Consider the following 16,077-nt stretch of genomic DNA (forward strand, 5'->3'; position numbering starts at 1 on the left):
AAAGAATAGTTAAAAAGTCTCGATTTGAGGCTTTTTTTTATCTCTAAACTTTATAAAACTGATTACAAAATGTATCTTTGATTGCTTTTTATAAAGCATGAAAAAACTACCTAAAAATAACGTTAAATTATACCTGTTGTAGTTTAACCTAACATATAAATTAATACCTATGAATTTTTTAAATTCTGTACTAAAGGTTTTTGTTGGCGACAAATCGAAACAAGATGTTAAAGCCATAATGCCTATAGTTGAAAAAATTAAAACTTTTGAAAAAGCATTAGAAGCCTTATCTCATGATGAGTTAAGAGCCAAAACTGCTGAGTTTAAGGCTAAAATTGCCGAAGCTAATAAACCTATAGATGAACAAATAGCAAATCTTGCTCAAGATGCTGAAAATACTGATGATATTGACTTACGAGAAGATATTTACGAGCAAATAGATAGGCTTAAGGACGACGCTTATAAAATTACCGAAGATGTTTTAAACGATATTTTACCTGAAGCTTTTGCGGTGGTAAAAGAAACTGCAAAACGTTTTGTAAACAACACTACCATTGAAGTTAAAGCCAATGAATTTGATCGCACATTATCGGGAGACAAAAGCTACGTTGTTTTAAATGATGATAAAGCCGTTTGGTCAAACTCATGGGATGCTGCCGGAAAACCAATAACTTGGGACATGGTACACTACGATGTACAACTTATAGGTGGTGTAGCAATGCACCAAGGTAAAATAGCCGAAATGCAAACGGGTGAAGGTAAAACCCTTGTAGCAACATTGCCAGTATATTTAAATGCATTAGCTGGAAAAGGCGTGCATTTAGTAACCGTAAACGATTATTTGGCAAAACGTGATAGCGCGTGGATGGCTCCTATTTTTGAGTTTCATGGTTTGAGTGTTGATTGTATTGATTACCACCAACCTAATTCAGCTGCTCGAATAAAAGCTTATAATGCAGATATTACCTATGGAACCAATAACGAATTTGGTTTTGATTATTTGCGTGATAACATGTCGCATTCTCCAGACGATTTGGTTCAACGACCTCATCATTATGCCATTGTGGATGAGGTAGACTCCGTTTTAATTGACGATGCGCGTACGCCTTTAATTATTTCTGGACCTATTCCAAAAGGTGACCGCCATGAGTTTAACGAATTAAAACCTAAAGTAGAGGATATTGTAAGCGTACAACGTAAGTATTTAACGGGTGTGTTAGCCGAAGCTAAAAAACTCATTGCTGAAGGTGATACTAAAGAAGGTGGTTTTAAACTACTTCAAGTATATCGTGGTATTCCTAAAAATAAAGCACTTATTAAGTTTTTAAGTGAAGAAGGTGTAAAACAATTGCTTCAAAAAACTGAGAACTTTTACATGCAGGATAACAACCGCGAAATGCCAAAGGTGGATGCAGACTTGTACTACGTAATTGAAGAGAAAAATAATCAAATTGAACTATCCGATAAGGGTATCGAATATATATCTGGAAAAGACAATCCTGATTTTTTCATCTTACCGGAAATAGGTGTTGAAATTGCTAAAATTGAGGAACAAAACCTTTCTCCAGAAGAAGAAGCAAATCTTAAAGAAGATTTATTTAAAGAGTTTGGAGTAAAATCGGAACGTATTCACACCTTAAATCAACTTTTAAAAGCTTATGCTTTATTTGAAAAAGATACCCAATATGTGGTAATGGATAATAAAGTAATGATTGTTGATGAGCAAACGGGTCGTATTATGGATGGTCGTCGTTATTCTGACGGATTACACCAAGCGATTGAAGCAAAAGAAAATGTAAAAATTGAAGATGCTACCCAAACTTTTGCTACCGTTACACTGCAAAACTATTTTAGAATGTACCGCAAACTATCAGGTATGACAGGTACTGCAGTTACAGAAGCTGGCGAGTTCTGGGAAATATACAAATTGGATGTAGTTGAAATTCCAACAAATAAGCCAATTGCTCGTGATGATAGAGAAGATTTAGTATATAAAACCAAACGCGAAAAATACAACGCGGTTATTGATGATGTAACACAGTTATCAGAGGCCGGAAGACCTGTCCTTATTGGTACAACATCTGTAGAGATTTCAGAATTACTTGGTAAAATGCTTAGCATTCGAAAAATACCTCATAATGTATTAAACGCGAAACAGCATAAAAAAGAGGCTGAAATTGTTGATCAAGCCGGTAAATCTGGACAAGTAACTATCGCCACTAACATGGCGGGTCGTGGTACGGATATTAAGTTAAGCGAAGAAGTTAAAAAAGCTGGAGGTTTAGCTATTGTCGGTACAGAGCGACATGATTCACGTCGTGTAGACAGACAGTTACGTGGTCGTGCTGGTCGTCAGGGTGACGTTGGTAGTTCTCAGTTTTATGTATCGTTGGAAGATAATTTAATGCGCTTGTTTGGTAGCGAGCGAATTGCAAAAATGATGGACAGAATGGGATTAAAAGAAGGCGAAGTTATTCAGCATTCTATGATTTCAAAATCTATTGAGCGTGCACAGAAAAAAGTGGAAGAAAACAACTTTGGGGTTCGTAAGCGATTATTAGAGTATGATGATGTTATGAACGCGCAACGTGAAGTGGTTTACAAACGTCGTCGTCACGCATTACATGGTGAGCGTTTACGAGTAGATTTAGCAAATATGATTTTTGACACCTCAGAAGGTATTGCCGAAACTAATAAAGGTGCTAACGATTATAAGAATTTTGAATTTGAATTAATTCGATACTTTTCTATGAGTTCGCCTATTTCTCAAGATGAATTCGGGAAGTTATCAGCACAAGAAATTACTTCAAAAATTTACAAAACAGCTTTTGAACATTACCGTGAAAAAATGACACGTAATGCTGATATAGCTTTTCCAGTAATTAAAAATGTATATGAAACACAACGTGATAAATTTAAGCGTATTGTGGTACCATTCACCGATGGCGTAAAGACTTTAAATGTGGTTACCGACCTTGAAAAAGCTTATGAAACCAATGGTAAACAATTAATTACAGACTTTGAGAAGAACATCACTTTAGCGATTATTGATGATGCTTGGAAAACGCATTTACGCAAAATGGATGAATTAAAACAATCGGTGCAGTTAGCGGTTCATGAGCAAAAAGACCCACTTTTAATTTACAAATTTGAAGCTTTTGAATTGTTTAAAGCCATGATTGACCAAGTGAATAAAGATGTTATTTCATTCTTATTTAAAGGTGAATTACCTCAAGAAACACAAGATACCATACAAGAAGCGAGAGCTAGAAAGCAGGAAAAATTAAACGTTCAAAAAGACGAAATTCCTAATTTGGATGAGCGTTCTGCTCAAAATAGGGCTGCAGGAAATACCCAACGCCAGCAAGAAGTTGTAGAAACCATTGTTCGAGACCGACCAAAAATTGGTCGTAACGACCGTGTAACAATTAAACATGTTATAAACGGTGAGAACAAAACTTTAAAATATAAACAAGCAGAACCTTTATTAGCCAAAGGCGATTGGGTTTTGGTTGAAGATTAATCACATTCCTGCCAACGCAGAAACGATAGAATTAAAAATCCTGAAATAAACTTCAGGATTTTTTTGTGTTTTTTTTGAACAATATGCGCTATCTAACGAGCAACTAATTATTTTTGACTTATATTTATTTTCATAAATTATACCCATTGCGTATTTTGAGTTAAAAATAATTTTCGTGATGTCAGTTCGAGTGATTTTTTGATAAAAAAATCGTATCGAGAACTAATTTGTATGCTAAATTCTTATTCTCGATACAATCCCGATAAAAAATCGGGACCACTCGAATTGACAGAATTTATCTAAATGCAAGACGGGTAAATTAAATAATTAAGAATGATTATTATAATGGGGGTTTCTGGATGCGGAAAAACCACGATTGGGGAATTATTATCTAAAAAGAGTAATCTTCCATTTTACGATGCTGATGATTTTCATCCGAGTTCTAACATCGAAAAAATGAAAAATAATATCGCATTAACCGATGGCGATAGAAAGCCTTGGTTAGAATTACTTTCTGAAAATATAGAACAATGGGAGTTAAATGGTGGTGCTATTTTAGCTTGCTCCGCTTTAAAAGAAAGCTACCGACAAATTTTAAGCTCTAAAATTAAAAATATAAATTGGGTATATTTATCAGGTACTTTCGATGAAATTAATGCGCGTTTGGAAAAAAGAAACAATCATTATATGAAATCAACTTTGCTAAAATCGCAATTTGATACTTTAGAAGTACCATCCTATGGGATTCATATTTCAATTACTAATTCAAAAGAAAATATCGTTTCAATAATCACCTCAAAATTAAACTTAAATGAGTAAATCACAATTTGGAGTTATAGGCCTCGGTGTTATGGGAAAAAGTTTAAGCCTAAATATTGCTGAAAAGGGCTTTAAACTATCTGTATATAATAGAAGCGAAGGCGAAGAAGCTAACGTTGTTAAAGATTTTTTAAATCAGAATACTGCCTTCAATAATATTTCTGGACATACGAGTATCGACTCCTTCATTGCTTCACTAGAAACCCCTAGAAAAATTTTAATGATGATAAAAGCAGGATCGGTTGTAGATGCTGTTATCAAACAACTAGAACCCTATTTGAATGCCGATGATATTCTTATTGACGGAGGAAATTCACATTATTTAGATACTAAAAATAGGTATGAAGCACTTCAAAAAAAAGGCATACATTTTATAGGTTGTGGTATTTCTGGTGGTGAGGAAGGCGCACGAAAAGGACCTTCTATGATGCCCGGTGGTAACATCCATAGTTATAGCTTAGTAGCACCTATCCTTGAAAAAATCTCTGCCCGGGACAAAAACAATAAGGCTTGTTGTTGCTTTATAGCTAACAATGGTGCTGGTCATTTTGTAAAGATGATTCATAATGGTGTGGAGTATTCAGAAATGCAATTGCTTGCAGAACTTTATGCCATCATGTCGCTAACAATGAGTAATGAAGATATTTCGAAAGTATTTTCTAATTGGAATAAAGGAGACCTATCAAGTTATTTATTAGAAATTACTGCGAACATTTTAACCAAAAAAGAAGGTAATACCTATATTGTTGATACCATTTTAGATAAAGCTGGAAATAAAGGAACAGGAAGTTGGTCGAGTAAAACAGCGCTAGAAATTGGCATTCCTACCACTATGATGACATCGGCTGTTTTTGCGCGTTATTTATCTTCATTTAAAGAAAAAAGAGTTCAACTTTCACAACATTTTACAAAAGAAAATAGAACTCCTGATATTCCAAATATTAAAGACCTTGAAAATGCCTATAGATTTGCAAGAATTATAAATCATCAGCAAGGATTTGACGTTATAAACGAAGCTGCAAAAGCTTATAATTGGACGATTAATTTATCTGAACTAGCTAGAATATGGACTAACGGTTGTATTATTAGGTCGGAGCTTATGCAACAAGTTTCTGAATTATTTAAAAATCAAACTAATCTATTTGATAATATTGATATTATAAACCAGTTAAAGTCGTTAGAGCCTTACATAGAAGAGGTTATCAAATCTGCTATTTCAAACAGAGTGCCGTTAGATACGTTTTGGTCTTCTTATAATTATTGGGTTTCTATGACCAGTGCAAAATTACCTGCGAATATAATACAGGCACAGCGTGATTATTTTGGCGCACATACTTATCAAAAGATTGATGCACCATTATCTCAATTTTTTCACACCAACTGGTAAAATTCATGATTGACTATACCCTTATTACCGCCGTATTTGTTGGAATAGCCGTATTACTTGTTTTAATACTTCGATTAAAAATTCAGGCCTTTATAGCATTACTCATAGCTAGTATTGTTGTTGGTGTCATTGCTGGTATGTCGCCAGAAACCATCATAAAAACCATGCAAGAAGGTATGGGAAACACCTTAGGTTTTGTTGCCTTGGTAGTTGGTTTAGGTGCTATGTTTGGTGCTATTTTAGAACATTCAGGTGGTGCCGAAGCTTTAGCAAATTATCTGCTTCAAAAATTTGGTGAAAAACGAGCGTCTTGGGCTTTAATGTTAACAGGCTTTTTTGTGGCAATTCCGGTGTTTTTTGATGTCGCTTTCATCATTTTAGTGCCTTTAATTTACTCATTACAACGTAAAACCAAAAAGTCTCTATTGCTATATGGTATGCCACTTTTGGCTGGATTAGCCATTACTCATGCTTTTATTCCTCCTACTCCCGGACCCGTTGCAGTTGCCGATATTTTAAAGGCAGATTTAGGTTGGGTTATTTTATTCGGTTTTATAGTTGGTATCCCAACAGCCATAGCCAGTGGACCCGTATTTGCAAAATATATTTCTGAAAAAATATATGTGGAAGCTCCAAAATTAACCAATACTAGAGATGATAATAATGATTTTCCAGGAGTTGGTGTCATACTATCCATTATAGGAATTCCAATTGTATTAATTGTTGGAAATACATTACTCAACAGTCCTTTATTAGAAAGTTTTAATATTTCAGAAAACGTAAAATCGTGGTTAAAAATGATTGGTCATCCTTTTACCGCCTTAATCATAGCTAATATTATTGCTTGGTATGTTTTAGGAATACGAAGAAAAACCACGAAGACCATTTTATTAAAAATAACAACTGCATCGATGGCTCCTGCTGGTATAATCATTCTACTAACTGGTGCCGGTGGTGTTTTTAAACAAATGTTGGTAAACACTAAAACAGGCGAAATGTTAGCCAATTATTTTGCCGATAAGGGAGTAAGTATTCTATTGTTCGCTTTTTTAGCGGCTGTTTTGGTTCGTATTTTACAAGGGTCTGCTACCGTTGCAATGATTACTGCTGCTGGTTTAACTGCGCCTTTGTTATTAGATGGGGTAACCGAAATTAACAAAGCACTTTTAGTAATTGCCATAGCATCAGGTGCCTCAATTATGTCTCATGTAAACGATAGCGGCTTTTGGTTGGTGAGTAAATATTTAGGGCTTACTGAAAAACAAACTTTTAAAAGTTGGACCGTTATGACCACGATTCTGGCATGTGTTGGTTTTTGTACGGTTTGTTTATTATGGACCCTATTTTAATTAATATTTTTCTTTAAAATATTTCGGATTGTAAAAAACACTAATTTTGTGTAAAATTTAATACGCTATAAGCGCCACTTTAATGCAGAAATATATTGTTGTCAATCAACCAGATAAATGGAATTTTACGATTGAGAATATTACCGTGATTTCGTCACAAGACTATCTAACAAATCCTAAATTTTCATTAGTACAAAAGGCTCGTATATTCAACCTTTGTAGAGAATATCATTACCAGTCAAAAGGATACTACGTTTCGCTTTTAGCCGAAGCCCGTGGGCATTTAGCGATTCCAACTGTAAAAAACATTGTCGATTTAAAAACCCTAAAACTAGTTAGAATTGTATCCGATGAGTTTGATGATATTATTCAGCAAAGTCTAAAAAATATAAAATCTAGAGAGTTTACTTTAAGTATTTATTTCGGACAAAACGTAGCTCAAAAATATAAAGAGTTGAGTGCTTTATTTTACAAGCATTTTCAAGTTCCATTGTTTCGTGTAAAGTTTAGTTTCAACACAAAGTGGAACATACAAAGCGTCAAGGTTATTTCAGAATCTGAAATACCAAACGACCACTTCGAAAGTGTTCAAGAATTTGCAAATCAGTATTTCTCTAAAAAAAGATACGATACACCTAAATTAACCAAAAGCGATTTCGATTTAGCCATTTTAGCAAACCCAAACGATCCTGCACCACCAAGCAACCCAAAAGGTTTGAAAAAGTTTATGGAGATTGCTGAAAAAATGAATATTTATGCTGAAATCATTGAACCCAAAGATTTATCGCAACTATCATCATTTGATGCCTTACTTATAAGACAAAGCACCGAAGTAAACAACGAAGCTTATGCCTTTGCCCGAAAAGCACAACAAGAAGGTATTGCTATAATAGATTACCCCGATGCTATTTTAAAATGCTGTAATAAAGTGTATATGGCGGAGGCGCTGCAAAATGCCAATATCAACACACCAAAAACCATTATTGTTCACAAAGACAACTTAAACGATGTTTTACACCACACAGGATTGCCTTGTGTACTTAAAGCACCAGATTCTACATTTTCATTTGGGGTGAAAAAAGCCAAATCGAAAGAAGAGTTTAACCATTTAGCAAATACCATGTTAAAGGAATCTGATTTGATAATTGCTCAAGAATTTTGTCCTTCAGACTACGATTGGCGTATCGGTATTATAGATGGCGAACCCTTTTTTGCTTGTAAATACTATATGGCGAAAGGCCACTGGCAAATTTATAACTGGAAAGCTAAAAAGAAAGACGACCAAGATGGAGATGCAGATTGTTTACCTATTGAAGACGTACCAAAAAAAGTGCTAAAAATGGCTGTTAAGTCGGCGAAATTAATTGGTGATGGCTTATTAGGTATTGATATTAAAGTTGTTAACGAAAAGCCCATGGTTATTGAAATTAACGACAACCCGAATATCGATTTTGGTGTTGAAGATGGGTATTACGGCGATTTGGTTTATACCAAAATTTTAACCGCTCTAAAAAACAGACTGGATTAATATGGGCAAAAAATATCACTTATTTGAAGTTTTTGGTATTGAGTTGGAATATATGCTCGTTTATAATTCCGATTTTAAGGTTGCTCCTATTGTTGATGAATTATTAAGGCTAAAAAATAATGGCGTTATTGACGATATAGACAACGGCGCTATCGCTTGGAGCAACGAACTCGTGGCACATGTGGTGGAATTAAAAACCAACGGCCCCACTAAAGATTTGAACACGCTAGCCGATGCATTTCATAATAATATACAGGAAATCAACAGCATTTTAAGTTCAATACATGCGCAATTGTTACCTACGGCAGCACATCCTTTAATGAATCCTGCAACGGATATGGAGCTTTGGAAACACAGTTATAGCGAGGTTTACGCACTTTACAATCGTATTTTTAATTGTAGAGGTCATGGTTGGAGCAACGTACAAAGCACACATATTAATTTACCATTTTTTGATGATGATGAATTTGAAAAACTGCATGCCGCCATTCGCATAATTTTACCTTTAATTCCCGGTTTGTGTGCCAGTTCACCTATTTTAGAAGGAAAAAACACAGGATTTAAAGACACCCGATTGGAGTATTATAAAACCAATCAAAAGGAAATTCCTGAAATGACCGGGTTGGTAATTCCAGAGCAAGTATTTTCTAAAAAAGCGTATCAAGAATCTATTTTCAACCCTATAAATAAGGCGATAAAACCCCATGATACCGAAGATATTTTAGACCATTATTTTCTTAACTCGCGTGGTGCCATTGCGCGTTTTGATAGAAATGCTATTGAAATTAGATTGGTAGATATACAAGAATGTCCGCAAGCTGATATCGCCATTTGTGTTTTTATTATTGAAGTGGTTAAGCTTTTAGTAAGCGAGCAAACTTCTACATTAAGCACGCAAAAATCGTGGACTAAAGAAGCCCTTTTTGCTATTTTAAACCCAACTATTAAAGCGGGCGAAAATTATATAGTTTCAGATTTAAAGTACCTTAATTTGTTTCAAATAGAGCAAGCCTGTACCGTTCAAGATATATGGAAACAACTTTACAATCTGGTAAAACCTGATATTGATACAAGCCATCATTTTGCTATTGAAACCATATTATCAAAAGGCACATTGGCCACACGTATTTTAAAGGCTATGGCGCACGATTTTTCAGAAACCCATATCAAATCAGTTTACAAAAAGTTAGCGCATTGTTTGCAAGAAAATAAACTGTTTGTCCCGTGAAACTGATTCTAACTTGTGAACATGGAGGAAACGACATTCCTAAACCGTATCAACCATACTTTAAAGGGTCGCAATTAGTTTTAAACTCGCATCGGGGTTTCGATTTAGGTGCTTTAGATTTGTTTAAAACCTTAGAACCGCTTGCTGATTATACTTTACATTCTGAAATTAGCCGATTGCTTATAGAACTTAATCGGTCGTTGCACCACCCAAAGTTGTTTTCAGAATTCACCAAAACACTTTCAAAAGCTGACAAATCAGCCCTGATACAATCGCATTATTTGGTATATAGAAACCAAGTTGAAACTACCATATGCCAATGGATTGAATCGGGCGAACCCGTTTTACATATTTCGGTGCATTCGTTTACACCGATTTTAAACAATACAGAAAGACATGCCGATATAGGGTTGCTTTACGACTCTAAAAACATAGTTGAAAAAGCGTTTTGTAAAACATTTAAAAACGCGCTTAAAACGGTAAACCCTAACCTCAACGTACGTTTTAATTACCCCTATTTAGGAAAAGCTGATGGGTTTACCACTTATTTACGCAAACAGTTTACATCAAATTATATAGGGATTGAAATAGAAGTCAACCAAAAATATGTTGCAAACACCCAGTTACAAACAGAATTAAAAACTTCTATATTTTCGGCTTTAAAAAATTTCAACTAACTTCGTTCTTATCTGGTATAAACCAAATTTTACAATAAAAAACTGATTTTGAAAATTTTAAATATTATTGGCATAGGTATTTTTACATTTCTTTCGATTTATGAGTTCTCTGGACTTATGGAATACCTATCCGAGCAACTACTTTTTATTAATTTACCTTATTCACTATCAATACTCTGGCTACCCGAACTGATTGGTTTGCTAGCTTATTTAATTTTATTGATATGGGCAATTAATAAAATAAAGAATTTAATTCCGATAAGTTCTAGTAAGACTTTTGCGATTTCAATAATGATTTTCTTTATTTTATTATTAGTGAAATTTATATACTCTTTTTATGGAACAGGATTATTATTCGAGAGATTTCCAGTTGAGTTTGATGCTTTTCATAAGTTGAGAGATGAGAACCAGCAATTACAACGAATTATGGGATTTTTTCCTATATTAAAGTATTTAATTCTTGCATTAATATTATACTTTAATAAAAAACTAGATTTTAACGACGTGAATAATTTACAGCTTAGCTAGTCTAAACTATGAATTATTCACAATTTCAACAGTAAATTCGGGTCAGGACAATTCGTTTTAAAAAATGCCAAATCTTGTTTACTACAAACACCTGGGTAGTCGCCTACAAATCCCTGTAAATCTTTTATTATTTGAAAATGCAAATGTGGCGGGTAATCGCCATTTACCGTAGCATCTCCTAAAGTAGCTATTTGCTCCCCTCGTTTAAAAACGTTTCCAACTTCTAAATTGTCTATCGATGACACGCTCAAATGGCCATAAAGTGTATAAAATTCAATGGCTTTAATATGGTGTTTTAAAATTATGGTGGGTCCATAATCGCCATAATTGATATTGTTTTTAAAGCTATGTACGGTGGCATCTAAAGGTGCAAAAATAGGTGTATTGGCTTCGCTCCATAAATCGATACCCAAATGGATGTTGCGCTCTTCGGCTTCGGTATTGTTAAAATGCTTACTGCGTTTATAAATAGTTCTTACTTCTAAATAACCACCAAAAGCAACTTTAGCATTCTGTTTTTTAATGTGGTTATGAATATACGTTTCTAGTTTTGACGACGACGAAACATCAACAGTATCTAACTCCGTATTGGCTTCGGACAAATCTAAAAGTGTGTATTGTGCTTTTGAGATGGATGCATCCAACACATGGCAGGATTTTAGACTTATGTTTTTTAAAAAATCTGTAAAACTTTTAGATTTCATTAATCAAAATTAAGAAACTTTATAAGTTCTCGATACATCCCGATGAAAAATCGGGACACTCGAACTAACAAAACTTTGTACTAATATACCAAGTCAATTTCTAATTTACAACTTCACCGTAAAGGTCGAAATCTTCGGCTTCAATAATTTTAACCTTCGCAAATTCGCCCGTTTTCAAGTAGGTTTTGGTGGCATCAATCAACACCTCATTATCCACATCTGGGGAATCAAACTCCGTTCTACCAACAAAGTAATTACCTTCTTTACGGTCAATAACCACTTTAAACTCCTGCCCTATTTTTTGTTGATTGAGTTCCCAAGATATTTGCGATTGAATTTCCATAATTTGGTTGGCTCTTTCAATTTTCACGTCTTCAGGAACGTCATCTTCCAAATTATAAGCATGTGTATTTTCTTCATGCGAATAGGTAAAACAACCCAAACGCTCAAAACGCATATCGGTAACCCATTGTTTTAATTCTTGAAAATGCGCTTCGGTTTCACCAGGATACCCAACAATAAGCGTGGTTCTAATAGTCATTTCTGGTACTTTGGCTCTAAATTCTTGTAATAACTGTGTTGTTTTTTCTTTAGTCGTTCCGCGACGCATACTTTTTAAAATGCTATCGGAAATGTGTTGTAACGGAATATCTAAATAATTGCAAATTTTAGGTTCGCGCTTCATCACATCCAAAACATCCATTGGAAACCCAGTTGGGAATGCGTAATGCAAGCGAATCCACTCCACGCCATCAACTTTTACGAGTGCTTCCAATAACTCCGCAAGATTTCGCTTTTTATATAAATCAAGACCATAATAGGTTAAATCTTGAGCTATCAAAATCAATTCTTTAACTCCTTTTGTAGCTAGTTTTTCAGCTTCAATAACAATTTCTTCAATGGGCGTGCTTCGGTGTTTTCCACGCATAATAGGAATCGCACAAAAACTACATGGTCTGTCGCAACCTTCGGCTATTTTTAAATAAGCATAATTTTTTGGTGTGGTCGTTAAACGCTCACCAATAAGCTCGTGTTTGTAGTCAGCCCCTAAAGCTTTTAGCAATAATGGGAGTTCTGTAGTACCGAAATACTCATCTACATTAGGAATTTCCTTTTGCAAATCAGGTTTATAACGCTCACTCAAACAACCTGTAACAAAAACTTTATCAACATCGCCATCTTCCTTTTTTTGCATAAACTCTAAAATGGTGTTCACACTCTCTTCTTTGGCATTATTGATAAAACCACAAGTGTTAATAACCACAATATTACCCTCTTCTTCATGAACCACATCCTTTCCGCTGGCCTTTAATTGACCCATAAGTACCTCGCTGTCGTAAACATTTTTACTACAACCGAGCGTTACTACATTTATCTTGTTCTTTTTTAGAGTTTTGGTGCGCATACTTTCTATAAATCAGGGCGCAAAGATACGGAATGATTAACGATTTATTTATCATTTTTTTGCTTTGGTAAATCATATCATTAAAAGCGAGATTCCTGCCTTAGTAGGAATGACAATTAAGGCTGATACTCGATTAAACCTAATGTGCAGTTTTTTTTCAATTAAACCTTTTATATATTTGAGAGTCCAAATTTGAAAGCCTACATTATGAAATCTATCGTTTACCTAAGTTTTTTCATTTCCGTATTCGCATTAAGTTGTTCTTCTGATAATCCTACAGAAACACCTAATCCCATAAACACCGAACTGTATTTTCCGCCTTTAAATTCTGATACTTGGGACACATTATCTGTTACCGATTTAGGATGGAATGAAAGCGAAAAACAACCCCTTTTAGATTATCTGGAAGCAAAAAATACCAAAGGTTTTATAATACTTTATAACGGAAGAATTATATTGGAAGAATACTTTAACGGTCATGACGATACTAAGCTTTGGTATTGGGCGAGTGCTGGAAAAACATTAACAACCACGGTTTCAGGAATAGCGCAAGACGAGGGATTGATTACTATTGACAATAAGGTTTCAGATTATTTAGGAACGGGTTGGACAAGTGCATCTTTAGAAAAAGAAAACTTGATTACCTGCAAAAACTTATTATCAATGAACTCAGGTTTGGATGATAGTTTAGGTGATGATGTTTCACCTGGGAATTTGCAATATGTTGCTGATGCAGGAACGCGATGGGCCTATCATAATGTGTATGTAAAAATGCAAGATGTAATTGCTGAAGCAAGTAATGATACCTGGGATAATTATTTTAATGCCAAACTAAAGGATAGAATTGGAATGAATGGCGGGTGGTTTTCGTTAGGAGATTTAAGTGTATATGCGAGCAACACCTTAAGTATGGCGCGCTTTGGCTTATTGATTTATGCGAATGGAAATTGGAATGGCGAGCAAATAGTTTCTGAAAGCTTTATAAATGCAGCTACAAACACCTCGCAAAATATAAATGAAGCCTATGGGTATTTATGGTGGCTTAATGGGAAAAGCAGCTATCGTTTACCACAAAGTCAATTAGAATTTAATGGTGAATTAATACCAAATGCTCCTGATGATATGTTTGTTGCATTAGGAAAAAATGATCAAAAAATATATGTGGTTCCTAGCAAAAAGCTCGTGATTGTTCGACTAGGCGACGCAGCCGATGGCGAAAATTTTGCCTTATCGACCTTTGATAATGATTTATGGGGAATGATTAACAACTTAATAAACTAATTATAGTTTTTAGGGATTTTACGTTTTTTTGAAGCTTGTTCATACACATACGCCCACCCAAGCAATTGTTTTTCGGTAAGCGGTTTTCCAATAAACGTTAAGCCTTTTGGGGCGCCTTTTTCAGTGTAACCCATAGGTACTGTTATTGCTGGATATTCAGCCACAGCCGCAAAACCTGCATGATAATTATTTATTGATAAAAACCCGTCTAAATTATGGTCTTTCATAGGTATTTCAAAATACTGCCTTCCATTGGTTTTTAATGTGTCCTTAATCTTCAAAAACTCATTTTCTGCAGCAACATCGGCAACAATACCTTCAAATAATCGTTGTCCGTAAGGCATAATTTTTAACGAATCACTTTTATTGAAATCAATCACATCTTGAACCGATTTAACTGTAACGGTGCTATTAGCGTGATTGGAAAGATATTCTGGCAAATCTTTTTTCATATCTAAATTCAATAACCTCAAAAAGTTAGGTAAACCAATATCTTCTTCGTCAATTTCAACAATTGTGGCGCCTTTGGATTTTAAATCGGAAAGCGCTTGAACATATAGTGAATCCTCCAAAAGCCTTTTAAATGCGCCAAAACGTTTGCCTTCTAATGACATCGATTCCAAGCCTTTGTACATTCTTTCCTTTAAATCCGTTTTAATAGACTTAAAATCAGAAGCATCAAAACCTAACATCGCATCTAATAAAATACTATTATCAGTTACATTTTTAGTCATCGGCCCTGGTGTATCAAGTGTTGATGAAATAGGCACAATACCACTTCTGCTTAACAAACCAATGGTAGGTTTTAGCCCTACAATGGAGTTTTGACTTGAAGGTGATAAAATAGACCCTGAGGTTTCGCTTCCTACGGCAGCAACACAAAAATTAGCCGCTACTGCTACGCCACTTCCAGAACTAGAACCTCCTGTATCTATAATTCTGCGCCCATACGGGTTTAAGGTTTGACCACCGATGGCACTATAGCCACTTGGACAATCGCCACAGAAAAAATAAGCCCATTCGCTTAAGTTTGCCTTCCCTAAAATAATAGCGCCTTGTTGCTTTAATTGTTTGGTGATAAAGGCATCATTGGTGTTATTATTTTTAAGTGCTACGGCTCCGGCAGTTGTAGGCATACCTGTGGCATTAATATTATCTTTTAACAGAATGGGCATCCCGAAAATTGGGTGCTTTAGTTTTCTATTTAAAAGTTCCCTGTCTTTTTGTTTTGCCTCGTTAATGGCGTTTGGATTGATTGAAATAACAGCATTTAACGATAATTCATTTTCTCTGTCAAATTTTCGAATACGATATAAATAGAATTTTGTAAGCGTTTCATAGGATAACTTACCTTCAAGAATGTGCTTTTGTATCGTTGGAATATCTTGTTCTAAAACAAGCGGTTTTAAGCTGTTATAGCTGTCTTCAGAGAAGTCTTCTAGCGCTTTATTTACTTGCTCCCAAAGTTCAGAAGTGTTAATATATTTAGAATCTAAGACCTTTAACTCTCTAAAATCTTTAACCGCAGTGGTATCTGTAGTTTCCGTTAATACTGGTGTTCCTTCAGTTGGATTTTTACAAGAAATAATGGCAATTGTAATCAGGAATAAAACTATTCGATTCATGGTTAGTATTTTTTATAAAAATA

General features: G+C 34.7%; 12 protein-coding genes. 9 read left to right on the forward strand and 3 right to left on the reverse strand.

Annotated features, from left to right (window positions below; all coding sequences use genetic code 11):
* Positions 1 to 169 precede the first annotated feature (169 nt).
* The 8 genes from secA (at position 170) to L3X39_RS06800 (ending at position 11,039) form a co-directional block, all read left to right on the forward strand.
* Complete coding sequence (gene secA, locus L3X39_RS06765; protein WP_237231016.1) at positions 170 to 3,523, forward strand: preprotein translocase subunit SecA; 3,354 nt, start codon at positions 170 to 172, stop codon at positions 3,521 to 3,523.
* Positions 3,524 to 3,856: 333 nt separating this feature from the next.
* Complete coding sequence (locus L3X39_RS06770; protein WP_237231017.1) at positions 3,857 to 4,342, forward strand: gluconokinase; 486 nt, start codon at positions 3,857 to 3,859, stop codon at positions 4,340 to 4,342.
* Positions 4,335 to 5,729: an NADP-dependent phosphogluconate dehydrogenase gene (gene gnd / locus L3X39_RS06775; RefSeq protein ID WP_237231018.1), complete on the forward strand. Its 1,395-nt coding sequence runs from the start codon at positions 4,335 to 4,337 to the stop codon at positions 5,727 to 5,729. Before L3X39_RS06770 ends, gnd begins: the two co-directional genes overlap by 8 nt.
* Before the next feature lie 5 nt (positions 5,730 to 5,734).
* Entirely contained in the window at positions 5,735 to 7,078 is a 1,344-nt protein-coding gene (locus L3X39_RS06780) for a GntP family permease (RefSeq protein WP_237231019.1), read from the forward strand.
* A gap of 82 nt (positions 7,079 to 7,160) precedes the next feature.
* Entirely contained in the window at positions 7,161 to 8,606 is a 1,446-nt protein-coding gene (locus L3X39_RS06785; protein ID WP_237231020.1) for a RimK family ATP-grasp domain-containing protein, read from the forward strand.
* Between the two features lies 1 nt (position 8,607).
* The gene (locus L3X39_RS06790; protein ID WP_237231021.1) at positions 8,608 to 9,834 is read left to right on the forward strand and encodes a glutamate-cysteine ligase family protein; all 1,227 of its coding nucleotides are present in this window, start codon (positions 8,608 to 8,610) and stop codon (positions 9,832 to 9,834) included.
* Positions 9,831 to 10,511, forward strand: coding sequence for an N-formylglutamate amidohydrolase (locus L3X39_RS06795; protein WP_237231022.1), 681 nt, complete (start codon positions 9,831 to 9,833; stop codon positions 10,509 to 10,511). The genes L3X39_RS06790 and L3X39_RS06795 overlap by 4 nt, the downstream gene beginning before the upstream one ends.
* A 48-nt stretch (positions 10,512 to 10,559) precedes the next feature.
* Positions 10,560 to 11,039 (forward strand): hypothetical protein, encoded by a 480-nt coding sequence (locus L3X39_RS06800; protein WP_237231023.1) that lies wholly within the window; start codon positions 10,560 to 10,562, stop codon positions 11,037 to 11,039.
* A 17-nt stretch (positions 11,040 to 11,056) separates the two neighbouring features.
* Here the strand turns inward: L3X39_RS06800 and L3X39_RS06805 are convergent, their stop codons facing one another.
* Both L3X39_RS06805 and rimO read right to left on the reverse strand, forming a co-directional pair.
* Positions 11,057 to 11,743 (reverse strand): peptidoglycan DD-metalloendopeptidase family protein, encoded by a 687-nt coding sequence (locus L3X39_RS06805; protein ID WP_237231024.1) that lies wholly within the window; start codon positions 11,741 to 11,743, stop codon positions 11,057 to 11,059.
* A 100-nt stretch (positions 11,744 to 11,843) separates the two neighbouring features.
* Positions 11,844 to 13,148 carry a 30S ribosomal protein S12 methylthiotransferase RimO gene (gene rimO, locus L3X39_RS06810; RefSeq protein WP_237231025.1) on the reverse strand — a complete coding sequence of 435 codons (1,305 nt, stop codon included), beginning with the start codon at positions 13,146 to 13,148 and terminating at the stop codon, positions 11,844 to 11,846.
* A gap of 207 nt (positions 13,149 to 13,355) precedes the next feature.
* On the opposite strand from rimO, the gene L3X39_RS06815 reads away from it, so the two are divergent.
* Positions 13,356 to 14,429: a serine hydrolase domain-containing protein gene (locus L3X39_RS06815; protein WP_237231026.1), complete on the forward strand. Its 1,074-nt coding sequence runs from the start codon at positions 13,356 to 13,358 to the stop codon at positions 14,427 to 14,429.
* On the opposite strand, the gene L3X39_RS06820 is transcribed toward L3X39_RS06815, so the two are convergent.
* Positions 14,426 to 16,054: an amidase family protein gene (locus tag L3X39_RS06820; protein WP_237231027.1), complete on the reverse strand. Its 1,629-nt coding sequence runs from the start codon at positions 16,052 to 16,054 to the stop codon at positions 14,426 to 14,428. The genes L3X39_RS06815 and L3X39_RS06820 overlap by 4 nt on opposite strands.
* Positions 16,055 to 16,077: the final 23 nt, after the last annotated feature.

The organism is Flaviramulus multivorans (genome assembly GCF_021728415.1).
Classification (GTDB): Bacteria; Bacteroidota; Bacteroidia; order Flavobacteriales; family Flavobacteriaceae; genus Sabulilitoribacter; species Sabulilitoribacter multivorans.

Excerpts from the sequence above, each read along its gene's own strand:
- secA (WP_237231016.1), top strand. The coding sequence starts at position 170 with ATGAATTTTTTAAATTCTGTACTAAAGGTTTTTGTTGGCGACAAATCG.
- L3X39_RS06770 (WP_237231017.1), top strand. The coding sequence starts at position 3,857 with ATGATTATTATAATGGGGGTTTCTGGATGCGGAAAAACCACGATTGGG.
- gnd (WP_237231018.1), top strand. The coding sequence starts at position 4,335 with ATGAGTAAATCACAATTTGGAGTTATAGGCCTCGGTGTTATGGGAAAA.
- L3X39_RS06780 (WP_237231019.1), top strand. The coding sequence starts at position 5,735 with ATGATTGACTATACCCTTATTACCGCCGTATTTGTTGGAATAGCCGTA.
- L3X39_RS06785 (WP_237231020.1), top strand. The coding sequence starts at position 7,161 with ATGCAGAAATATATTGTTGTCAATCAACCAGATAAATGGAATTTTACG.
- L3X39_RS06790 (WP_237231021.1), top strand. The coding sequence starts at position 8,608 with ATGGGCAAAAAATATCACTTATTTGAAGTTTTTGGTATTGAGTTGGAA.
- L3X39_RS06805 (WP_237231024.1), bottom strand. The coding sequence starts at position 11,743 with ATGAAATCTAAAAGTTTTACAGATTTTTTAAAAAACATAAGTCTAAAA.
- rimO (WP_237231025.1), bottom strand. The coding sequence starts at position 13,148 with ATGCGCACCAAAACTCTAAAAAAGAACAAGATAAATGTAGTAACGCTC.
- L3X39_RS06815 (WP_237231026.1), top strand. The coding sequence starts at position 13,356 with ATGAAATCTATCGTTTACCTAAGTTTTTTCATTTCCGTATTCGCATTA.
- L3X39_RS06820 (WP_237231027.1), bottom strand. The coding sequence starts at position 16,054 with ATGAATCGAATAGTTTTATTCCTGATTACAATTGCCATTATTTCTTGT.